The organism is Bradyrhizobium sp. MI1.3 (assembly GCF_055811695.1).
Window position 1 is genome coordinate 1 of sequence record NZ_JBVVPQ010000044.1, and the last position, 21,857, is coordinate 21,857.

Genomic DNA, 21,857 nt, shown 5'->3' on the forward strand with positions numbered 1-21,857 from the left:
TCAAAACCCTGATCGGGCTGGCCCAGCGTGCGCGGAATATCGGCAGCCGTCATGGCGATGCGCAGCACGGTTTCGGCACTGGCGACGCGCGGCCACGCAGCCGCGCTACTGAGCGCCAGCAACGCGATCAGCGCCGCGCGGGTCTTGTTTTTGTTGATCAGCATTGCCTCAATCCTTTTCCGGCTTCGATGACTAATTTTGATGCAATCGTATGCAATGCCTATGCCAATGGGGAAACTTATTCTGCAAATTGCCCCTGCGACGACAAGTCCTTGTGATGACACGTCGGCGAAAGCACCTCGCTGCCTATTCTGGCATCAAGATTGCAGGTTTGGCTCCAATTCTCCCTTGAAGTCTTCCTTGGAGCTTTGGCCATGCGTATCCGACTATCGACCTGTTTCGCCGTGCTTGCGCTGGCGTTGTCCGCGATTCCGGCGGGCGCCGAAACGGTGCTGCGCTACGGCATTTCGATGGCGGACATCCCGCTGACCACCGGCCAGCCCGATCGCGGCGCCGGCGCCTATCAGTTCACGGCCTACACCATCTACGATCCGCTCGTGGCGTGGGAGATGGACGTCGCCGATCGACCCGGCAAACTGGTGCCGGGGCTCGCCACCGAATGGAAGATCGACGATACCGACAAGACCAAATGGCGCTTCACCTTGCGCAAGGGCGTGAAGTTTCACGACGGCAGCGAGTTCACCGCCGACGCCGTGATCTGGAATCTGGACAAGGTGCTCAACGACAAGGCGCCACAATTCGACAAGCGCCAGAGCGCCCAGGTCAAGACCCGCCTGCCCTCGGTCGCGAGCTACGCCAAGATCGACGACTCCACGGTGGAGATCACCACCAAGACGGTCGATTCCTTCTTTCCCTATCAGATGCTGTGGTTCCTGGTGTCGAGCCCGACGCAATACGAGAAGCTCGGCAAGGACTGGGACAAGTTCGCGAGCCAGCCTTCGGGGACCGGCCCGTTCAAATTGACCAAACTGGTGCCGCGCGAGCTCGCCGAGCTCACGAAGAATCCGGATTATTGGAACAAGAAGCGTATTCCCAAGGTCGACAAGATGGTGCTGCTGCCGATGCCGGAGGCGAACGCGCGCACCGCGGCGCTGCTTTCCGGGCAGGTTGATTGGGTCGAGGCGCCGGCGCCGGACGCTTTGCCTGAACTGAAGCAGCGCGGCTTCAAGCTCTACGCCAACGAGCAGCCGCATGTCTGGCCCTGGCAGTTCTCGCGCGTCGAGGGCTCGCCCTGGAACGACATCCGCGTCCGCAAGGCCGCGAACCTCTGCGTCGATCGCGAAGGCCTCAAGGACGGCCTGCTCGCGGGGCTGATGGTGCCCGCGACCGGCACCTTTGAGCCCGGCCATCCTTGGCGCGGCAAGCCGACCTTCGAGATCAAATACGACAAGGTGGCTGCGCAGAAGCTGATGCAGGAGGCCGGATTCGGCCCGAACAAGAAGCTGACGGTGAAGACCCAGACTTCGGCGTCCGGCTCGGGCCAGATGCAGCCGCTGCCGATGAACGAATATCTCCAGCAGGCGCTCGCCGAATGTTATTTCGACGTGCAGCTCGACGTCATCGAGTGGAATACGCTGTTCACCAATTGGCGCCGCGGCGCCAAGGATCCCAGCGCCAACGGCTCGAACGCGACCAACGTCACCTACGCGGCGATGGATCCGTTCTTCGCGCTGGTGCGCTTCCTGCAATCGGGCATGGCTCCGCCGGTCTCGAACAATTGGGGTTTCATCAACAATCCCAATTTCGACGAGCTGGTGAAGAAGGCGCGGCAAACCTTCGATCCCGCCGCGCGTGACGCGGCGCTCGCCGAACTGCACGCGGCCTCCGTCGATGACGCAGCCTTCCTCTACGTCGCCCACGACGTTGGCCCCCGTGCCATCAGCCCGAAGGTGACAGGCATCGTGCAGCCAAAGAGCTGGTTCATCGACTTCTCGCTGGTGTCGATGCAGTAATTCTCTCAGCTTGCTCAGTGCACCCTCTCCCCTTGTGGGAGAGGGTGGCTTCGCAAAGCGAAGCCGGGTGAGGGGTCTCTCTCCGCGAGTGACCATCTCTCATTAGGAATAGCTGTACTCGCGGAAACAACCCCTCATCCGGCGCTCCGCGCCACCTTCTCCCGCAAGGGGAGAAGGAAGAAAGAACTGCAGTGCTCGCCTATATCGCCAGACGCATCGTCTACGTCGTCCCGATCGTCATCAGCGTCGCGCTGGTGTGTTTTCTGCTCGTGCACATCACGCCGGGCGATCCGCTGGTGGCCGTGCTGCCGGCTGACGCCTCGCAGGAGCTCGCCGCGCAGCTCCGCACCGCCTATGGTTTCGACCGCCCGCTGCCGGTGCAGTTCGGGCTTTGGCTGCTCCGCGCACTTCATGGCGATCTCGGCAATTCCATCGCCACGGGCCGCCCGGTGCTGGCCGAGGTCATGCGCGCGGTCAGCAACACGGTCACGCTGGCGATTGCGGCGGCGATCATCGGCTTCACCATGGGCATCCTGCTCGGCCTGATCGCCGGCTATTTCCGCGAGACCTGGATCGACAAGCTGGCGACATCCTTTGCCATCGCCGGCGTTTCGGTGCCGCATTACTGGCTTGGCATGGTGCTCGTCATCATCTTCTCGGTTCAGCTGAACTGGCTGCCCGCCGTCGGCGCCGGACCCGGCGGCTCGGCCGCCTGGGCCTGGGACTGGGCGCATTTGCAATATCTCGTGCTGCCGGCGATCACGACCTCCGTGATCCCGATGGGCATCGTCACCCGCACGGTGCGCGCGCTGACCGGCGACATCCTCAGCCAGGACTTCGTCGAGGCGCTGCGTGCCAAAGGCCTGCATGAGCGCGGGGTGTTCCGCCACGTCATCAAGAACGCCGCGCCCACCGCGCTCGCCGTGATGGGACTTCAGCTCGGTTACATGCTCGGCGGCTCGATTCTGATCGAGACCGTGTTTTCCTGGCCGGGCTCCGGCTTCCTGCTCAACTCGGCGATCTTCCAGCGCGACCTACCGCTGCTCCAGGGCACGATCCTGATCCTGGCGCTGTTCTTCGTCTTCCTCAATCTGCTGGTCGACATCGCGCAAGCCGCGATCGACCCGCGCATCAAGCGGGGCTAGCGATGACCGAGCTTCCGCTCTCCGTCACCTCCGACGCCGCGCTTCAGTCCGCGCCCGCGACCAAGGCGCGCGGCTATTGGGCGACCGTCGGCCGTCGGATCCGGCGCGACAAGGTCAGCATGGTCTGCGCGCTGGTGCTGCTGCTGATCTTCCTGTCGGCGATCGTTGCGCCATGGCTCGGTCTGGAAGATCCGTACAAGGGCTCGATGATCCGGCGCCTTCGGCACATCGGCACAACAGGCTACCCGCTCGGCACCGACGAGCTCGGTCGCGACATGCTGGCGCGGCTGATCTATGGCGGGCGGCTGTCGCTTCTCATCGGCATTTTGCCGGTGATCCTCGCCTTCTGTATCGGCACCTCGCTCGGCCTCGTCGCCGGCTATGTCGGCGGCAAGCTCAATACCGCGATCATGCGCACGGTCGACGTGTTTTACGCGTTTCCGTCTGTGCTGCTGGCGATCGCAATCTCCGGCGCGCTGGGCGCGGGCATCCTCAATTCCATCGTGTCGTTGACCGTCGTGTTCGTCCCGCAAATCACCCGTGTCGCCGAAAGCGTCACCACCGGCGTGCGCAACATGGACTTCGTCGACGCCGCGCGCGCCTCCGGTGCCGGTCCCTTCACCATCATGCGCGTGCACATTCTCGGCAACGTGCTCGGTTCGATCTTCGTCTATGCCACCAGCCTGATCTCGGTTTCGATGATCCTCGCGGCAGGCCTGTCCTTCCTTGGACTCGGCACTAAGCCGCCGGAGCCGGAATGGGGCCTGATGCTGAACACCTTGCGGACCGCGATCTACGTCAACCCCTGGGTCGCTGCGCTCCCCGGTGCAATGATCTTCGCGGTCTCGATCTGCTTCAACCTGCTCTCGGACGGCCTGCGTAGCGCCATGGACATCAGGAACTAGCCATGAGCGAAACCAACCTCTCTGTCGCAATGCTGGAGCCGATCGAAGACCTCGGCGGCGTCGCCCAGCCGCTGCTCCAGGTCAACGGCCTGACCAAGCATTTTCCGGTGCGAGGCGGCCTGTTCGCCGCAAAGCGCACCGTGCGTGCCGTCGATAATGTCTCCTTCTCTGTCGCCAAGGGCGAGACCGTCGGCATCGTCGGCGAGTCCGGTTGCGGCAAGTCGACCACCGCGCGGCTGCTCATGCATCTGATGCCGCGCGACACCGGCGATATCATTTATGACGGCATGAGCGTCGGGCAGTCGCTCTCCCTGCGAGAGCTGCGTCGCGGCATGCAGATGGTGTTCCAGGATTCCTACGCCTCGCTCAATCCGCGCCTGACCATCGAAGAGTCGATCGCCTTCGGCCCGAAGGTGCACGGTATGGCCGACGGCGCCGCGCGCGCGCTGGCGCGCGAGCTGCTCGGCAAGGTGGGCCTGGTTCCCGCCAACTTCGCCAACCGCTACCCCCACGAGGTCTCCGGCGGCCAGCGCCAGCGCGTCAACATCGCACGCGCGCTGGCGCTCTCGCCGCGGCTGGTAATCCTCGACGAAGCGGTCTCCGCGCTCGACAAATCCATCGAGGCGCAGGTGCTCAATTTGCTTGCCGATCTCAAGAGCGAGTTCGGCCTGACCTATCTCTTCATCAGTCACGACCTCAACGTCGTGCGCTACATCAGCGATCGCGTGCTGGTGATGTATCTCGGCGAAGTGGTCGAACTCGGCCCGGTCGACCAAGTCTGGGACCAGCCGGCGCATCCCTATACGCGCGCACTTCTTGCCGCGATGCCGTCCTCGGATCCGGACCGTCGCACCGAGACGCCGCCGATCACGGGCGATCCGCCCAATCCGATCGATCCGCCCTCGGGCTGCCGCTTCCACACCCGTTGCCCGTTTGCGGAGCCGCTCTGCGCAAATGCGACACCAAAACTCACCGCGCTCGATAGAATGGGCCACGAGGCCGCGTGCTACATGGCGATCCCGGGTTCAGGCCATAGCCGCGCGCCGAAGGAGGAAACTGTATGACGAGACCGACGACAAAAGAGATCAAGGCGACGGCACAGGTCGCCGGTGTTCCCGTTGACGACGAGATCGCGACGCGCATCTCCAACTCCATCGGACCGGCCTTCGAGGGCTTTGCGGCCATTGCCGGCACGTTGCCGTTCGATCTCGAGCCCGCGCTCTATCCGATCGCGCAGGCTGCCAAGGTCTCGAAATGAGCATCGAGCCCGCATTGATGACGCTCACCGAGGTCGCGCGCGCGATCGCGATGAAGCAGGTGTCCTCGCATGAGGTGACGCGGGCGCTGCTGCATCGCATCGCGCAATGGCAGCCGCACCTCAACGCCTTCATGTCGATCGAGGCAGAGGCGGCGCTGAAGGCCGCCGATGCCACCGACGCCGAACTGGCCAAGGGGGAAGTCCGCGGGCCGTTGCATGGCGTGCCGCTCGCGCACAAGGATATGTATTACGACGCAGGCCACGTCGCGACCTGCGGCTCGCTGATCCGCCGCGATTTCGTTCCGACCGTGACCTCCACCGCCTTGCAGCGGCTGAAGGACGCCGGCCAGGTTCGGCTCGGCACGTTGCATCTCGCCGAATTTGCCTATGGCCCGACCGGCCATAACGCCCATTACGGCCCTGTTCGGAATCCCTGGAACGTGGCGCACATCACCGGCGGCTCGTCCTCGGGTTCGGGCTCGGCGGTCGCGGCGCGACTGACCTATGCCGCGCTCGGCTCCGACACCGGCGGCTCGATCCGCATGCCCGCGCATTTCTGCGGCGTCACGGGATTGAAGACCACCGTCGGCCGGGTCAGCCGCGCCGGTGCGATGCCGCTGTCGCAGTCGCTCGACACGGTCGGCCCGCTCGCCCGCACCGCCGAGGATTGCGCGCTGTTGCTGGCGCTGATGGCCGGCCCTGATCCCGAGGATTCGACTGCGAGCCACGAGCCGCTGTCTGACTATGTCGGCGCGACCAGGGGCTCGCTGAAGGGCCTCAAGGTCGGCGTCCCCTCGTCCTTCTATGTCGACGATCTCGACGGCGAGGTCGCGCGCGTGCTGGACGAAACCATCGCGGTGCTCAAGCGTGAGGGCGCCGACATCGTCACGGTCGAGCTGCCCGATCAGCGGCAATTGTCCGCGGCAAGCCAGCTCGTGCTTGCGGCCGAAGCCGCCGCCTTCCACAAGCGCTGGATGATCGAGCGGCCGCAGGATTACGGCCCGCAGGTGTTGATGCGGCTCCAGAACGGCCTTGCGGTCCCCGCCATCACCTACCTCGAGGCGATGCGCTGGCGCGGGCCGGCACTGGCCGCGCACAACGCTGCGACATCAGGTGTCGACGCGATCATCGCGCCGGCGTCTCCGGTGCCGGCGCCGACGATCGAGGAGAGCGACGTCGGCGGCGGGCCGAACGCGCCGGCGCTGTTGCAGCGGCTGACGCTGTTCACCCGTCCGGTGAATTACCTTGGCCTGCCGTCGCTCACGGTGCCCTCGGGCTTCACCAAAAATGGTCTTCCGATCGGCATGCAGCTGATCGGCCGCTCGTTCGATGAGGCGACGCTGCTCACCATCGGCGCCGCGTTCCAGCGCGCCACCGACTACCACGACAGGCTGCCGAAACTTCCGTCATGACAAAGCTCGTCGAGATCTCAGGCCTGAACATCCGCTTCACCGGCGAGCGCACGGTCTATGCCGTGAACGATCTCAGCCTCTCGCTCGGCGACGGCGAGGTGCTGGGCCTGCTCGGAGAGTCCGGCTCGGGCAAGAGCGTGACCTTGCGTGCACTGATGCGGCTGTTGCCGAAGAAGCGCACGCAGATCACGGGCAAGGTCAACGTCATGGGCCGCGACGTGCTCGCGATGAACGAGGAGCAGCTGTCGTCGTTCCGCGGCCAGACCGTGTCGATGATCTTTCAGGAGCCGGCGCTCGCGCTCGATCCGGTCTACACCATCGGCGCGCAGATCGCCGAAAGCGTGGTGCGTCACGAAGGCAAGTCCTATGCGGAGGGCAGGGCGCGCGCACTCGAAATGCTCGATGTCGTGCGCATTCCTTCCGCAAAACGCCGGCTCGATGCCTATCCGCACGAGATGTCCGGCGGCATGCGTCAGCGCGCGATGATCGCGCTGGCGCTCGCCTGCCGGCCGAAGATCCTGCTCGCGGACGAGCCGACCACGGCGCTCGATGCCACCGTGCAAATCCAGATCCTGCTGCTGCTGCGCGAGCTGCAGCGCGAGTTCGGCATGTCCGTCATCTTCGTCACCCACGACATCGGCGTCGCCATCGAGATCTGCGACCGGGTCGCTGTGATGTATGCCGGCCAGATCGTGGAGCAGGGCACGCTTCGCGACATCGTCCGCTCACCGGTGCATCCCTACGCCAAAGGCCTGCTCGCCTCGACCGTCCACGGGGCCAAGCGGGGACAGCGGCTCGAGACCATCCCCGGCACCCCGCCGTCGCTTGGCGAGAGGCCGCACAACTGCTCCTTTGCGCCCCGCTGCGCCGCTGCCCAGCCGCGCTGCCTGGAGCAATTGCCTGGGAATGTCGACGTCGGGCCGGGCCGGGCAGCACGGTGCGTGCTGGCAGAGCCGGTCACCGCGCTGTCATGATCTTTGGACCGCCAGCGGGGAACGGGGGAACAGCATTCAGACCTCGTTCATCCCGGTTCCGCTTCCATGGAACCGTTCACGGAGAGGGACCTCACTTATGTACATTTCCAATGAAGGCCTGCTTGTTATCCTGTTCGTCGGCCTCGTGGCTGGCTGGTTGGCCGGCAAGGTGGTGCGCGGAACCGGGTTCGGCATCATCGGCGACATCGTGGTCGGCATCGCCGGCGCGCTGGTGGCAAGCTTCCTGTTTCCGAAGCTCGGCATTCACATCGGCACCGGACTGATATCGGAGATCGTCTATTCCGCGATCGGCGCGGTCATCCTGCTGCTAGTGGTGCGGCTGGTCCGCGGCGGCGGCCGATTCTAATGGCGCCCGAGTTCAATTGATCGAACTTTTGACCTCTCCCCGCCTGGGGAGAGGTGACATGTCTGCAAGAAAAAGCCGCAAGATCGTGAGATTCCGGACTTGCGTGCAAGGTCGGTCGAGGGTGATGTGGGCTATAGGGGTCCCGGGTGTTCGACTGCGTTGGGCGATGAGCGCAAACGCGATGTTAATCCGGGTCAATTACTCCTGAATTTGCCTTTGAAATCAGGGGCTTTGGCCCCTACCCGAAAGAGATCAGACTGATGGCAGCCGTTCCCGGCGTCCGCCGCTCAGAGCTCGGTGATGCGCTGCGCGCCTGTCGCACGGCGTTTGTCGGCGTCGGCTTGATGAGCTGCATGATCAACCTGCTCTATCTGACCGGGTCGATCTTCATGCTGGAGGTCTACGACCGGGTGCTGCCGAGCCGCAGCATTCCGACCCTGGTCGGCCTGATCGTCCTCGCCAGTTTCCTCTACATGGCGCAGGGCGTGCTGGACATGATCCGCAACCGGATCCTGGGCCGGGTCGGCACCGCGCTGGACGAAGCCCTGAACAAGCGGGTGTTCGACACCATCGTCCGCCTGCCGCTGCTGGTCGGCAGCCGCAACGAGGGGCTTCAGCCGCTGCGCGATCTCGACAATGTCCGCTCCTTTCTTGGCGGCATGGGCCCGAGCGCGTTCTTCGATCTGCCCTGGCTGCCGCTCTATCTCGCCATCTGCTTCGCCTTCCACGTCATGATCGGCGTCACCGCGCTGGTCGGCGCCGTCATCCTGGTCGGATTGACGCTGGTCACCGAGTTCATGTCCCGCCAGCCGGCGAAAGACGCGATGGGGCTTGCCGCCCAGCGCAACGATCTCGCCCAGGCCAGCCGCCGCAATGCCGAAGTCATGGTGTCGATGGGCATGGCCGGCCGGATGAACGCGCGCTGGAGCGAGGCCAACGAAAAATATCTCGACGGCAACCAGCGTGCGAGCGATGTCGCCGGCGGTCTCGGCGCGGTCGCAAAAGTGCTGCGCATGATGCTGCAATCGGCCGTGCTCGCGGTCGGCGCCTATCTCGTCATCCACCAGGAAGCGACCGCCGGCATCATCATCGCCGGCTCGATCCTGTCGGCCCGTGCGCTCGCGCCGGTCGATCTTGCCATCGCGCACTGGAAATCCTTTGTCGCGGCACGCCAGAGCTGGCACCGCTTGACCCGCCTTCTGGAGCAGATGCCGGCGCAGACGATGCCGACCCAGTTGCAGGCGCCCACCAGCCGCCTCTCGGTCGAAGGCATCGCCATGGTGCCGCCGGGCGACCAGCGCCTCATCGTGCAGGACGTCACCTTTGCGCTCGAAGCCGGCAACGGCCTCGGCGTGATCGGACCGAGCGGCTCCGGCAAGTCGTCGCTGATCCGCGCGCTGGTCGGCGTCTGGCAACCGGTTCGCGGCAAGGTGCGGCTCGACGGCGCGGCGCTCGACCAATGGGCGTCCGACATGCTCGGCCGCCATATCGGCTACCTGCCGCAGGACGTCGAATTGTTCGGCGGCACCATCGCGCAGAACATCAGCCGGTTCGATCCCGAGGCCACCTCCGACGGCATCATCGCCGCCGCCAAGGAGGCCGGCGTGCACGAGATGATCATCAAGATGCGCGAGGGCTACAACACCCAGGTCGGCGAGCAGGGCACGGCGCTCTCCGCGGGCCAGGCGCAGCGCGTGGCGCTGGCGCGCGCTCTCTATGGCAACCCGTTCCTGATCGTGCTCGACGAGCCCAATTCCAATCTCGACACCGAAGGCGACGAAGCGCTGACCCGCGCCATCCGTGCGGCACGCGAGCGCGGCGCCATCGTCATCGTGGTGGCGCACCGTCCGATCGGCGTGGAAGCGGTCGACCAGATCCTGGTGCTGCGCGACGGCCGCATGCAGGCCTTCGGGCCGAAGGAGCAGGTGCTCGCCCAGGTGCTCCAGCCGCGCGTGACACCGCCGGCGCCGATCAAGATCGTCAGCGAAGGCGGAGCCAAGGCATGAGCACGATGGCGCTCGGCGGCGCGAAGCCCGCCGCGAAGCGGACCGTACGGCAGTCGATCCGGTTCCACCTGATGCTCGGGCTTGGGATCGTGCTGGTCCTCCTGGTCGGCCTCGGCGGCTGGGCTTCGACGGTGCAGATTTCCGGCGCGCTGATCGCGCCGGGTCAGATCGTGGTCGAATCCAACGTCAAGAAGGTCCAGCATCCGACCGGCGGCGTCGTCGGCGAGCTGCGCGCGCGCGATGGCGACGTGGTCAAGGCCGGCGACATCGTGGTGCGGCTCGACGACACCGTCACCAAGGCCAACCTCGCCATCGTCACCAAGAATCTCGATGCGGCGCAGGCGCGTGCGGCGCGGCTCCAGGCCGAGCAGCGCGGGATCGACAGGATCGACTACCCGCAAGCGCTGCTCGATCGCAGCAACGATCCCGACGTCAAGGCGCTGCTCTCCGCCGAAACCAAGCTGTTCGACGTCCGCGTCAACGGACGCGCCGGCCAGAAGGCGCAGCTGCGCGAGCGCATCCAGCAGCTCAACGAGGAGATCGAGGGCCTCTCCGCGCAGGAGCGGGCCAAGGACAGGGAAATCTCACTGGTGCAGCAGGAGCTCGTGGGTGTCCGCGATCTCTATGACAAGCATCTGGTGCAGATCTCCCGCCTGACCACGCTCGAACGCGATAGCGCCCGTCTCAACGGCGAGCGTGCGCAATACATCGCCTCGCGCGCGCAGGCCAAGGGCAAGATCACTGAGACCGAGCTGCAGATCATCCAGGTCGACAAGGACATGGTCAGCGAGGTCTCCAAGGATCTGCGCGAGACCAACGACAAGATCGGCGAAATGATCGAGCGCAAGGTCGCCGCCGAGGACCAGCTTCGCCGCGTCGACATCCGCGCGCCGCAGGACGGCATGGTGCTGCAATCGACGGTGCATACCGTTGGTGGCGTCATCACCGCCGGCGACGCCCTCATGCTGATCGTGCCGCAGGCCGACGATCTCCAGGTCGAAGCCAAGGTCAATCCGGTCGATATCGATAAGCTCCAGATCGGCCAGAAGACGCTGCTGCGCCTGTCCGCCTTCAACCAGCGCACCACGCCGGAGCTCAACGGCGTCGTCAGCCGCGTCTCGCCCGACGTCACCACCGACCAGCGCACCGGCCAGAGCTACTACACCATCCGCGTTTCGCTGTCCGCAGAAGAGGTCGCCAAGCTCGGTGACTCCAGGCTGATCCCCGGCATGCCGGCGGAAGCCTTCGTCCAGACCGGCGACCGCACCATGCTGTCCTATCTGATGAAGCCGCTGCACGACCAGTTCATGCGGGCGTTCCGCGAGAAGTGACGCGGGGAAGCGTCGCCTCCTTTCGTCATCGGTAGCGTAGCGAAGCAATCCAGGTTGCCTCCGCGGCGAGATTTCTGGATTGCTTCGCTACGCTCGCAATGACGGGGGGGCTTCTTTCTTGCTTTAGTTTTCTTGCTATAGTTCGATTCAGCCCCAGCAACCCGGCATCGAACAATGCAATCCGTCCAATCCCCACCCTCCGTCGCCACCGAATCCTTTTCCGACGCCGGCCTCGCCGTCGCCCGCCTCGAAGAGATCTACGAGCGCAACACGAAGTTCCTGCGTGATCGGTTCGAAGCTTACGTCAACGGCGAGGCAATCACGACGCGGGTGCGGGCCTTCTATCCCTTCGTCCGTGTCACCACCGCGACGCATGCGCGGCTGGATTCGCGTCTCGCCTACGGCTTCGTCGCCCGGCCCGGTGTGCACGAGACCAGCGTCACGCGTCCGGATCTGTTCCGGACTTATCTGACCGAGCAGATCGGGCTGTTGATCCAGAACCACGGCGTCCCGGTCGAAATCGGCGAGTCCAGCGAACCGATCCCCGTTCACTTCGCCTATCGCCGCGACATCAACATCGAAGCCGCCATCACCACCAGCGAGAACTCGCCCGTGACGCGATCGCTGCGCGATGCCTTCGACGTACCTGATCTGGCCACCATGGACGATGCCATCGCCGACGGCACTTTCGAGCTCCAGCCCGGCGCGCCCGAGCCGCTGTCCTTGTTTCGGGCGGCCCGCGTCGACTACTCGCTGCGCCGGCTCTACCACTACACGGGCACAGATCCAGAGCATTTCCAGAACTTCGTGATCTTCACCAACTACCAGTTCTACGTCGACGCCTTCGCGCAGCTCTGCCAGCAGCGGCTTCAGGCTGGCGAGGCCGGCCTCGATGCCTTCGTCGCTCCCGGCAACGTGATCACGCGCAGCGGCGGCGCGTCGACGGGCGTTGCGCCCGCGCGCGCGCCGCAGATGCCGGCCTTCCATTTGGTCACCCCCGGTTATCGCGGCATCACGCTGATCAACATCGGCACCGGTCCGTCCAACGCGCGTAATGTCACCGACCATGTTGCCGTGCTGCGGCCCCATGCCTGGCTGATGCTCGGCCATTGCGCGGGCCTGCGCAACACGCAGCGGCTCGGCGACTATGTGCTCGCCCACGGCTATGTGCGCGAGGACCATGTGCTTGATCGTGAGTTGCCGCTGTGGGTGCCGATCCCGGCGCTCGCGGAGATGCAGGTCGCGCTCGAGGAGGCGGTCGAGGACGTCACCGGGCTCGAGGGGTTCGAGCTCAAGCGCCTGATGCGTACCGGCACCGTCGCGAGCGTTGACAACCGCAATTGGGAGATCAGCGGTCCCGATGTCATTCGCCGCTTGTCGCAATCGCGCGCGGTTGCGCTCGACATGGAATCGGCCGCGATTGCCGCCAACGGCTACCGCTTTCGCGTCCCCTACGGCACGCTGCTGTGCGTCTCCGACAAGCCTCTGCACGGCGAGATCAAGCTCGCAGGCATGGCCAGCGAATTCTACCGCCGCCGCGTCGGCCAGCATCTCGAGATCGGCTTGAAGGCGCTGGAACGGCTTAAACAGCAGGAATCCGAGCGGTTGCATTCGCGAAAGCTCCGCAGTTTCGCTGAAGTCGCATTTCAGTAGGCCATGGATTGCCTTTGCTGCTGACAAGCAGCGGGATTTTCGGCATTTTCGGCGCGGGGTCGACCGGGACGACTTGATGCCACTCATGCGCGACAGGATCATTGGCCATGATCTCGAACGGCTCGCCTTTCGCTTCACCATGCTGAACGACGGCGAGGTCGTACACTGCCAGATCAGCGACGCCGCGATGGACGAGCTTGCGGGCATGCAGGGCACCGAAAGCAGCGCGCGGCAGGCCCAGTTCCTGTCGCTGCGCGAGACCATCGAGCGCCTCGCCTCAGACCTCTACGACGAGGCGCCGCGGGTCAGGGGTCATGTGGTGCGGATCTTTACGCGACATTTGCAGCGGTAGTGCCGCTCCGGGCTCTGCCGTCATGCTCCGGGGCAGTTCATCGGTTGGTCAAGATCTGGTCTTGCCGGGCTTACCTTCCCGCAACGTGCCCGGCGGGCTGAGGACCGCGTCTCTTGCATCAGCTGTCAAACATGATCACGCTGCGCAGCGTCTTGCCGGCCTTCATGTTGGCAAAGCCTTCGTTGATCTCGGAGAGCTTCAGCTTGGCCGAGATCCAGTCCTCCAGGTGCAGCCGGCCGCGCAGGTAGAAATCCACCAGCCGCGGCATGTCGACGCGAAAATGGTTCGAGCCCATCGATGAGCCCTGGATCCTGCGCTCGCGCAGGAAGTCGAAGCCATGCAGCTCGATCTTCTGGCCGAACGGAATCATGCCGACGATGGTGGCCGTGCCGCCGGAGGCAAGCATGCCGAAGGCCTGCTCCGCGGTCTCCTTGCGGCCGAGCACCTCGAACGAATGATGCACGCCGCCATTGGTGAGATCGCGCACCTGCTTCACGACGTCGCCGTCTGCCGGATTGATGATGTCGGTGGCGCCCAGCTTGGTCGCGAGCTCGAGCTTGGCCGGATTGGTGTCGATGGCAATGATGCGGCCGGCGCCGGCGATCTGCGCGCCGTTGATCGCAGCCATGCCGACACCGCCGCACCCGATTACGGCTACGGTCTCGCCGGCCGTCACCTTCGCCGTGTTCACGACCGCGCCGTAGCCGGTAATGACGCCGCAGCCGATCAGCGCCGCAAGATCGAGCGGCATCTCCTTGCGGATTTTGACGATCGCGTTCTCGTGCACCAGCATCTGCTCGGCGAAGGACGACAGGTTGAGAAACTGATGCAGCTTCTCCGAGCGTGCCCATTGCATTCGATTGGATGCCCCCGGCAGCAATTTCACCGTAGTGTCGGTGCAGAGCACCGTGCGGCCCGTGGTGCAATTGTCACAGGTGCCGCAGAACACCGAAAGACAGGTGACGACATGATCACCGGGCTTCACATAAGTCACGTCGGAGCCGACCTGCTCGACGACACCGGCCGACTCGTGCCCGAGCACCGCAGGCAGCGGATGCGGATACAGGCCTTCCATGAAGTGCAAATCGGAGTGGCAGAGACCAGCGACCGACGTCCGGATCAGGACCTCGCGCGGGCCGGGCTTCGGCAGGCTGACATCCTCGATGACCAGGGGTTTGTTGACTTCATGGAGGACGGCGGCCTTCATCGAGCACTCCCTATCGCTTTTTTGCTTTGAACGCGGGTGGCAGCCTACGCTGCCAGGACCAGTTCGCCAACCTCGCTCATGCTACCGGCGCGATCGCCGAGGAGAAGCGCCGCGATCTTCTGCTGCACGGGATTTTCCGTCAACCGGAACGGATCGCTCGGCGACACCCGGTGATCGATCACCAGCCGCGACAACAACAGCCTTCGCGCATCGCCACGCATGTCGTGAATACGATGTGCCTCCCAGGCGAGCGCGACGGCACTGGCGACATGATAGAGCAGGCTTGTGGCGCGGCGCGCATCGGCCTCGTTGTCGGCCGCGCTGGCGACCTCGCGCGCGAAGCCGACCGCGCGATCGGTGAGAGTGTGCAGCCGGTCGCGCCAGGCCTGCGGCACCGAGGGGCTGTCATCGAGGCGGGCGTGCAGATCGGCTGCGAGCGCGGATTCGGCGCCGTGGCGGCCGACCGCGCGCCTCAGCGCATCGATCGCGACGATGTTGCCGGTGCCTTCCCAAACCGAACCGAGATGCGCGTCCCGCAGCAGCCGAGCGGTCGCGAATTCCTCGATATAGCCGATGCCGCCGCGCATCTCGAGCGCATCGCCACAAACCTTTCGCGCGTCCCGGGTGGCGCGGAATTTCAAGGTCGGCGTCAGGATGCGCAGCAGTGCGGCTGCATCCTGGCTGCCGGCCTCGGCACGGTCGAGCGCGTCCGCGGTGAGAAAGCTCATCGACAACGCTTGCTCGACCGGCAGCATGATCTTCAGTATCTGGCGCCGGCCCAGCGGCAGGTCGATGATGCGGTTGCCGAACACCACACGGTTTTTTGCCACCGTCATCGCGTCATGGTAGGCCCGCCGCATCAGCGCGGTGGATTTGACGCCATTTGACAGCCGCGACGAGTTCACCATCTCGGCCATCTGCACGAAGCCGCGGTCGAGCTTGCCGACCGCGTAGGCGATCGCGCCTTCGAGCTTGATCTCACCCGAGGCCATCGAGCGCGTGCCGAGCTTGTCCTTCAGACGCACGATCCGGTAGTGGTTCTGCGAACCGTCGTCGAGGAAGCGCGGCATCAGGAACAGGCCGACACCGCGCGTGCCGAGGCCGGCGCCTTCGGGGCGCGCCAGCAGCATCACGATTTTTGCGTCGGCGTTCGAGCAGAACCATTTTTCCCCGGTAAGGCGCCAATGGTCGCCTTCCTGCACGGCCGTCGTGGTCAGCGTGCCGACGTCGGAGCCGCCTTCCTTTTCGGTCATGAACTGGCCGCCTTGCGTCAGCTTGCTCATATCGGTCTGGGTCAGGCCATCGAGATATTTCGCCTTCAGCGCCTCGGTGCCGAAATTCGCCAACAGCTTGGCGCAGCCGTCGGTGACGTTGATCGGGCAGCCCATGCCGAATTCGGTCTGGTTGAACAGGAAGGTGAAGGCGTGCTTGGCGACGACGGGATACTTGTCCGGCCAGCCCATGATGCCCTTGCGGATCGAGAGCGCGTGGATGCCGAACTCGCCGAACGCTGCCTTCTCCAGCTCGCGATAGGCCGGGTGGTATTCGATCCACTGCAAATCGCGGCCGAACTTGTCGCGCTGGTGCAGCACCGGCGTGTGCCGGTCGGCGAGCCGCGCGCAATCGTCGAGATGTCCGCCGGCGAGTTCACCAAGGCGATCGAGATGCGGCTCGACGTGGCGGAATAGCGTCTCCGGCAGATGGATGCGCAGGAGATCGGTGAGGGCTTGGTCGGCGCGGTAGAAATTCATGCCGGTAGTGTCGGGAGCCAGCAGTCCGGATGGTGCGGCCGCGACCTGTTTTGCCTGCGCAGGGGCCGGCTTGTGCATGATCGTCCTCTTCGTTTCCGCCTTGCGGTCATTTTGCGCTGATTTGGCGCTTGCCGCTTGAGATGATGTCGATCATGCTCCAGTCGCGAAAGCGGATAAAGCCGCAAATTGTCAGGGAGGCATGATCGCCGCGTCGGAGCAATTCGCTCTGCGGAATTGTGATCCTCCCCGGGTGGTTGTCCGCGCGGACCGTGCATAGATCAGCGGCTTCCCGTCTTCGAGAGATCACGTCATGGAACACCCGAAATACAAGATCGCCCTCATCGTCGGCGCCGGCGAAGGCCTGAGCGCCTCGCTGGCGCGGCTGTTGTCCGCCCAGGGCATCCGCGTCGCACTGGCCGCGCGAAAAATCGAGAAGCTCGGCGCACTCTGCAGCGAGACCGGCGCCAAGGCCTATGCCTGCAACGCCACCGACCCTGATGAGGTCGAACGCCTGTTCGGCCTGGTCGAACGCGAGATCGGTACGCCCGATTTGGTCGTCTACAACGCGAGCGGCCGGGCGCGCGGGCCGTTCGTCGATCTCGTTCCGGCCGACGTGGCGCACGCCATTGCGGTCAGCGCCTATGGCGGCTTCCTGGTGGCGCAGCAGGCGGCCAGGCGCATGCTGCCGAACCAGCACGGCGCGATCCTGTTCACCGGCGCTTCGGCAAGCGTCAAGGGCTATGCGCAGTCCGCGCCATTCGCGATGGGCAAGTTCGCACTGCGCGGGCTGGCGCAGAGCATGGCGCGCGAATTGTCGCCGCAAGGCATCCATGTCGCACATTTCGTGATCGATGGCGGCATCAGAAGCGCAGCGCGCACGGAAGCGCCGGAGAAGCCGGATTCGATGCTTGATCCCGATGCCATCGCGGAGAGCTACTGGAACGTGTTGCAGCAGCCGCGCAGCGCCTGGAGCTGGGAGCTGGAGCTGCGGCCCTGGGTCGAGAAGTTTTGAGGCAAGCTGCCGTAGGGTGGGCAAAGGCGCATAGCGCCGTGCCCACCATCAACCACGAAACAGCAAATGGTGGGCACGCTTCGCTTTGCCCACCCTACAAGGGCGGGAATCATGAGCACGGAAATCACCATCGATACCGGCACCAACGAACTCCTCTGCGCGATCCGCGATCGCGTCGCATTGATCACGCTGAACCGGCCGGAGGCGCGCAACTCGCTGTCGGACGCGCTGACCCCGGCGCTACGCACCATGATCCGCTCCTGCGGCGAGAACCCCGATGTCGGCGCGCTGCTGATCACCGGCGCGGGCGAAGCGTTCTGCGCGGGCGGCAACGTCAAGGGCATGGGCGCGCATCGCGACCCGAAGAAGCTGGAAATGTCCTTTGACGACAAGGTCGCCGATCTCCAGGAGCGGCAGCGCCTGCTCACCGGCGCGCTGGTGTCGGTGCGCAAGCCGACCATCGCCGCGCTGCCGGGGCCGGCGGTCGGCGCGGGGCTCGCCATCGCCATGGCCTGCGACATCCGCATTGCCGCGCAATCGGCCTTCGTGGCTACCGGCTATGCGCGCATTGCGCTCAGCGGCGATTATGGCATCGCGTGGCTGTTGACGCGCCTCGTCGGCACCGCGCGGGCACGCGAGCTGCTGTTCACCGGCGATCGGGTCGATGCTGCCAGATGCGAGGCCATCGGCCTCGTCAACCGCGTGGTGCCCGACGACAAATTGCAGGCAGAGGCCTTTGCGCTGGCAAAATCCCTCGCTGAAGGTCCGCGCCTCGCGCTGCGCTACATGAAGGACAATCTCGACGAGGCCCTGCTGTTCGACTTCGAGACCGCGCGCGACCACGAAGCCGAACGTCTGGTCCGCCTGACCGCGACCGCCGATCACAAGGAGGCGGTGCAGGCCTTCATCGAGAAGCGCAAGGCGGTGTTCACGGGGAAGTAGGGAGCCGTAGCCCGGATGGAGCGAAGCGCAATCCGGGTTTCGGGCTTCAGCTGAAGCGTCCCGGATTTCGCTTCGCTCCATCCGGGCTACGAAGAATAAAAAAAAGCCCGGCGCTGTTTGACCAGAGCCGGGCTCGAGTGGTGTCAGACCGAGGCTGAGGGGCTATCGGCCTGACGGGAAAGGGCAACGAGACGCCAACTCGCGCAGGGAATGTCCTTCGGTGCGACGGAAATCTCCTTGTCGAAGCGCACCAGCTTCCAGTCGTCAGGATGATTGACGAAGGCGAAGTCCGATTTGCGCGCGAGCGAGATCATGGCCGCGTTGGAGCGCAGCGTGTCGCCGAACATGTGGTCGGCGCCAAGCGCGGCCGCGCGGCATTCGAGATTCTTCATCAGCGCGGTGGCGATGCCGTGGCCCTGCCAGCGGTCGGCAACCGACAGACCGAATTCAAGCGTCGCGGTTTCGGCATGCAGTGCGTAGCGCGCTTCGGCGACGATGGTCTCGAAGCCGTCGACCATCATGGTCGCCACCACGGTAAAACGCTCGCGCTCGCCGACCTGGAGGAATTCGTGCAGCAGGCCCTGCGGCAGTTCGCTGATCGCGCCGAAGAAGCGGTTGTAACGGGACCGCGTCGAGAGCGAGCGAAAATAGTGCTGGAGCTCCTCGGTGTCGCGCGGTTCGACGAAGCGAACGCGCAGCGCCTCGCCGTATCGCGTGCGCAGCGTGTCAGAATATTGCTTCAGATCTTCCAGGCGAAGGATGCTCATGACACGCGCACTCAAGGGGACCAAAGGCAAAAGGGACCGCCGGCGCCCCACAGTCAGGCGGCGCCGGCCTGGCGGCCAATCAGGCCCGCCAGAAGGGTTTGTCGGCCTCATAGGCCACATCGCTCCAGGACAGCCCGACGTCCTGAAGGTCACGCGCGGACCAGTTGGTGAGCTCACGCCTTGTCCGGTAGCGCTCGTGCCAGACGTGAAGGGTCTCGCCGATCTGGTGGATCAGCCCGGGCGCATGATGATTTGTCATCGAATTCTGGGTCAAAGTAGACATTGTCAGCTCCTAGAGCTAAGTTGACCGCTAATATCTGCTTGCTGGTGCACTGCGACAAACGACAATTTGTACTCCTTCGCATGAAATAACGTCATGTATCCTGCTGCCAGATGACTGCCAGATTGCCCTCCCTCAACGGATTGCGGGCCTTTGAGGCCGCCGCGCGCCATCTCAGCTTCACACTGGCTGCGTCCGAGCTGAACGTGACCCAGACCGCGATCAGCCATCAGATCCGCAGGCTCGAGGAGGAGCTCGGCATCCGCCTGTTCGTCCGGCAGAACCGCGCACTGGCGCTGACGCCGGAGGCGCGCGACTATTTGCCGGGCGTCCGTGCCGCCTTCAACGACCTTCGGCTGGCCACCGACCGGCTGCTGCGCAAGGACGACGACAAGGTGCTGACGGTCTCGACGCTGGCATCGCTGGCCGCAAAATGGCTGTTGCCGCGGCTGACCGATTTCCAGGAGCACCATCCCGGCATCGACGTCCGTATCACCACCTCGACCAGCCTCGTCGACTTCCAGCGCGACAATGTCGATGCCGCGATCCGCTACGGCCGCGGCCAGTGGCCGGGTCTGCGCGCCGACTGGCTGATGGCGGACGAGCTGTTTCCGGTGTGCAGCCCGTCTCTCTTGCGCGGTGACAAGCCGTTGCGCTGTCCCGAGGACCTCAAGAGCCACATGCTGCTGCACACCTCCAACGCCAACAGCGACGACTGGCGGCTGTGGTTGACGGCGGCGGGTCTGCCGGCCGACATCGCCAGGCAGCCCGGCATCACCTTCGACATGATCTTCATGACGATCCAGGCCGCCATCGACGGCATCGGCGTGGCGATGGGGCGGACCTCCTACGTTCAGGACGACATTGCCAAGGGCCGGCTCGTCGTTCCCTTCAAGATCGCGCTGCCGGCCGATGCCGGCTTTTACCTGGTCGCGCCGGAGGGCCGCCGCGAAGCGCCGAAGCTCGCCGCATTCCGTGAGTGGATGATCGCCGCAACGCGGAATAAAGCCTGAAAAATCATCAGCTTCCGCGGCAAAATCGATTGACTCGCACCCCCCCGCGCGGGAAGGGGTAAGACAGATTGTCGCAGCAATAATCCGTCGCCTGCCGTGAAGTGAGTTCCGGTCCGGCCGCGTCTTCAGGGGAGTAACGCCATGGCTGGACCAGCAGCATCGACCAATCCGCCCGAGATCAAGTCGCGCATCGGCGCGATCCTGCGCGCAACGAGCGGCAATTTCCTCGAGCAGTTCGACTTCTTCCTGTTCGGCTTCTACGCCGCCGCCATCGGCAAGGCATTCTTCCCGTCCAGCAACGAGACCGCCTCGCTGCTCAACACCTTCGGCGTGTTCTGGCTCGGCGCATTGATGCGTCCCGTCGGCGCGATTGTGCTCGGCGCCTATATCGACCGCATCGGCCGCCGCAAGGGCCTGATCGTCACGCTCGGCATCATGGCCGTCGGCACCGTCGTCATCGCGTTCTGCCCGAGCTACGCGACCATCGGCATCGCCGCGCCTGTCATCGTGCTGATCGGCCGTCTGCTGCAGGGCTTCTCCGCCGGCGTCGAGCTCGGTGGCGTGTCGGTTTATCTGTCGGAGATTTCGACGCCCGGCAATCGCGGCTTCTACACCTCGTTCCAGTCGTCGAGCCAGCAGGTCGCGATCTTCGTCGCCTCGATCCTGGGCTACCTTCTATCCGAGGTAATGCCGGCCGACACGGTGGCCGCATGGGGCTGGCGCATTCCGTTCTTCGTCGGCTGCCTGATCATTCCCCTGATCTTCTTCCTGCGGCGGACGCTCGAGGAGACGCCGGCCTTCCTCGCCATGAAGAAGCATCCGACGGCGAACGAAGTGTTCGCCTCCGCACTCGCCAATTGGCGCATCGTCCTTCTCGGCATGATGATCGCGGTCCTGACCACGACGACGTTCTACTTCGTCACGGTGTACACGCCGACCTTCGGCAAGACCGTGCTCAAGCTGTCGAGCCAGGATGCGCTGTTGGTGACGCTGCTGGTCGCCGTGACCAACTTCTTCTGGAATCCGGTCGGCGGCGCCTTGTCGGACCGCATCGGCCGCAAGCCGGTGCTGATCACCATCGCCTGCCTGTCGCTGGTCACGGCCTATCCGGCGCTGCACTGGCTGGTGGCAGCGCCGAGTTTCGGCAAGCTGCTCGCCGTCGAGATGATGTTCTCGTTCTATTTCGGCGTCTACAGCGGCACCATGCTCGGCGCGCTGGTCGAGATCGTGCCGGCGCATGTCCGCACCACCTGCTTCTCGCTCGCCTTCGCGCTCGCGGCCGCCCTGTTCGGCACCTTCACGCCGTTCGCCTCGACCCTGCTGATCGAGCACACCGGCGACAAGGCCTCGCCCGGCTTCTGGCTGATGTTTGCGGCGCTGCTTGGCGTCATCGCGGCCTCGGTCGTGTATCGGGGCGGCGGCAAGGCGGTGCCGACATATGATGCGGTGGTCGAGCCGGTGGCGGGACACTAGGACGGTGTCATTTCTCCTGGTACTCCCGTGGCACGA

Annotated in this window: 20 protein-coding genes; 16 read left to right on the forward strand and 4 right to left on the reverse strand. The window is 64.8% G+C overall.

What is annotated here, in order from left to right:
- The first annotated feature begins 374 nt into the window (after positions 1-374).
- The 12 genes from AC0L3A_RS26940 to AC0L3A_RS26995 all read left to right on the forward strand — a co-directional run bounded on the left by AC0L3A_RS26940 (position 375) and on the right by AC0L3A_RS26995 (position 13,376).
- The gene (locus AC0L3A_RS26940; RefSeq protein WP_473255459.1) at positions 375-1,973 is read left to right on the forward strand and encodes an ABC transporter substrate-binding protein; all 1,599 of its coding nucleotides are present in this window, start codon (positions 375-377) and stop codon (positions 1,971-1,973) included.
- A gap of 191 nt (positions 1,974-2,164) precedes the next feature.
- Positions 2,165-3,118, forward strand: a complete 954-nt coding sequence (locus AC0L3A_RS26945; RefSeq protein ID WP_007599552.1) for an ABC transporter permease — start codon at positions 2,165-2,167, stop codon at positions 3,116-3,118.
- 2 nt (positions 3,119-3,120) lie between these two features.
- The gene (locus AC0L3A_RS26950) at positions 3,121-4,023 is read left to right on the forward strand and encodes an ABC transporter permease (RefSeq protein WP_007599554.1); all 903 of its coding nucleotides are present in this window, start codon (positions 3,121-3,123) and stop codon (positions 4,021-4,023) included.
- 2 nt (positions 4,024-4,025) lie between these two features.
- A complete protein-coding gene (locus AC0L3A_RS26955) occupies positions 4,026-5,087 on the forward strand; it encodes an ABC transporter ATP-binding protein (protein ID WP_473255460.1) in 1,062 nt (353 codons plus the stop codon).
- Positions 5,084-5,281, forward strand: a complete 198-nt coding sequence (locus tag AC0L3A_RS26960) for a hypothetical protein (protein ID WP_007599557.1) — start codon at positions 5,084-5,086, stop codon at positions 5,279-5,281. The genes AC0L3A_RS26955 and AC0L3A_RS26960 overlap by 4 nt, the downstream gene beginning before the upstream one ends.
- Positions 5,278-6,693, forward strand: a complete 1,416-nt coding sequence (locus tag AC0L3A_RS26965; RefSeq protein ID WP_473255461.1) for an amidase — start codon at positions 5,278-5,280, stop codon at positions 6,691-6,693. The genes AC0L3A_RS26960 and AC0L3A_RS26965 overlap by 4 nt, the downstream gene beginning before the upstream one ends.
- Positions 6,690-7,667: an ABC transporter ATP-binding protein gene (locus AC0L3A_RS26970; RefSeq protein WP_219682973.1), complete on the forward strand. Its 978-nt coding sequence runs from the start codon at positions 6,690-6,692 to the stop codon at positions 7,665-7,667. Before AC0L3A_RS26965 ends, AC0L3A_RS26970 begins: the two co-directional genes overlap by 4 nt.
- 97 nt (positions 7,668-7,764) lie before the next feature.
- Positions 7,765-8,034 carry a GlsB/YeaQ/YmgE family stress response membrane protein gene (locus AC0L3A_RS26975; protein ID WP_148738875.1) on the forward strand — a complete coding sequence of 90 codons (270 nt, stop codon included), beginning with the start codon at positions 7,765-7,767 and terminating at the stop codon, positions 8,032-8,034.
- Positions 8,035-8,294: 260 nt separating this feature from the next.
- Positions 8,295-10,040 (forward strand): type I secretion system permease/ATPase, encoded by a 1,746-nt coding sequence (locus AC0L3A_RS26980; protein ID WP_354159616.1) that lies wholly within the window; start codon positions 8,295-8,297, stop codon positions 10,038-10,040.
- The gene (locus AC0L3A_RS26985; RefSeq protein WP_007599563.1) at positions 10,037-11,371 is read left to right on the forward strand and encodes an HlyD family type I secretion periplasmic adaptor subunit; all 1,335 of its coding nucleotides are present in this window, start codon (positions 10,037-10,039) and stop codon (positions 11,369-11,371) included. The genes AC0L3A_RS26980 and AC0L3A_RS26985 overlap by 4 nt, the downstream gene beginning before the upstream one ends.
- A 174-nt stretch (positions 11,372-11,545) precedes the next feature.
- On the forward strand, positions 11,546-13,024 hold the full coding sequence (locus tag AC0L3A_RS26990; RefSeq protein WP_219682969.1) for an AMP nucleosidase: 1,479 nt from the start codon (positions 11,546-11,548) through the stop codon (positions 13,022-13,024).
- Between the two features lie 85 nt (positions 13,025-13,109).
- Entirely contained in the window at positions 13,110-13,376 is a 267-nt protein-coding gene (locus AC0L3A_RS26995) for a DUF1488 family protein (protein ID WP_354127141.1), read from the forward strand.
- Between the two features lie 118 nt (positions 13,377-13,494).
- On the opposite strand, the gene AC0L3A_RS27000 is transcribed toward AC0L3A_RS26995, so the two are convergent.
- Positions 13,495-14,583, reverse strand: coding sequence for a Zn-dependent alcohol dehydrogenase (locus AC0L3A_RS27000; protein WP_007599569.1), 1,089 nt, complete (start codon positions 14,581-14,583; stop codon positions 13,495-13,497).
- Between the two features lie 44 nt (positions 14,584-14,627).
- Complete coding sequence (locus AC0L3A_RS27005; RefSeq protein ID WP_007599571.1) at positions 14,628-16,412, reverse strand: acyl-CoA dehydrogenase family protein; 1,785 nt, start codon at positions 16,410-16,412, stop codon at positions 14,628-14,630.
- A gap of 232 nt (positions 16,413-16,644) precedes the next feature.
- Between AC0L3A_RS27005 and AC0L3A_RS27010 the strand changes: the two genes are divergently transcribed.
- Together AC0L3A_RS27010 and AC0L3A_RS27015 are read left to right on the forward strand one after the other, a co-directional pair.
- A complete protein-coding gene (locus AC0L3A_RS27010) occupies positions 16,645-17,346 on the forward strand; it encodes an SDR family NAD(P)-dependent oxidoreductase (RefSeq protein ID WP_007599572.1) in 702 nt (233 codons plus the stop codon).
- Positions 17,347-17,457: 111 nt separating this feature from the next.
- Positions 17,458-18,288 carry an enoyl-CoA hydratase gene (locus tag AC0L3A_RS27015; RefSeq protein WP_007599573.1) on the forward strand — a complete coding sequence of 277 codons (831 nt, stop codon included), beginning with the start codon at positions 17,458-17,460 and terminating at the stop codon, positions 18,286-18,288.
- A gap of 143 nt (positions 18,289-18,431) precedes the next feature.
- Here AC0L3A_RS27015 and AC0L3A_RS27020 read toward each other — a convergent pair whose 3' ends face one another.
- Complete coding sequence (locus AC0L3A_RS27020; RefSeq protein ID WP_007599574.1) at positions 18,432-19,055, reverse strand: GNAT family N-acetyltransferase; 624 nt, start codon at positions 19,053-19,055, stop codon at positions 18,432-18,434.
- 79 nt (positions 19,056-19,134) lie between these two features.
- Positions 19,135-19,338, reverse strand: coding sequence for a DUF1127 domain-containing protein (locus AC0L3A_RS27025; protein WP_007599575.1), 204 nt, complete (start codon positions 19,336-19,338; stop codon positions 19,135-19,137).
- A 110-nt stretch (positions 19,339-19,448) separates the two neighbouring features.
- On the opposite strand from AC0L3A_RS27025, the gene AC0L3A_RS27030 reads away from it, so the two are divergent.
- Positions 19,449-20,348, forward strand: a complete 900-nt coding sequence (locus AC0L3A_RS27030; RefSeq protein ID WP_007599576.1) for a transcriptional regulator GcvA — start codon at positions 19,449-19,451, stop codon at positions 20,346-20,348.
- A 141-nt stretch (positions 20,349-20,489) separates the two neighbouring features.
- Complete coding sequence (gene tcuC / locus AC0L3A_RS27035) at positions 20,490-21,821, forward strand: MFS transporter (protein ID WP_007599577.1); 1,332 nt, start codon at positions 20,490-20,492, stop codon at positions 21,819-21,821.
- Positions 21,822-21,857: the final 36 nt, after the last annotated feature.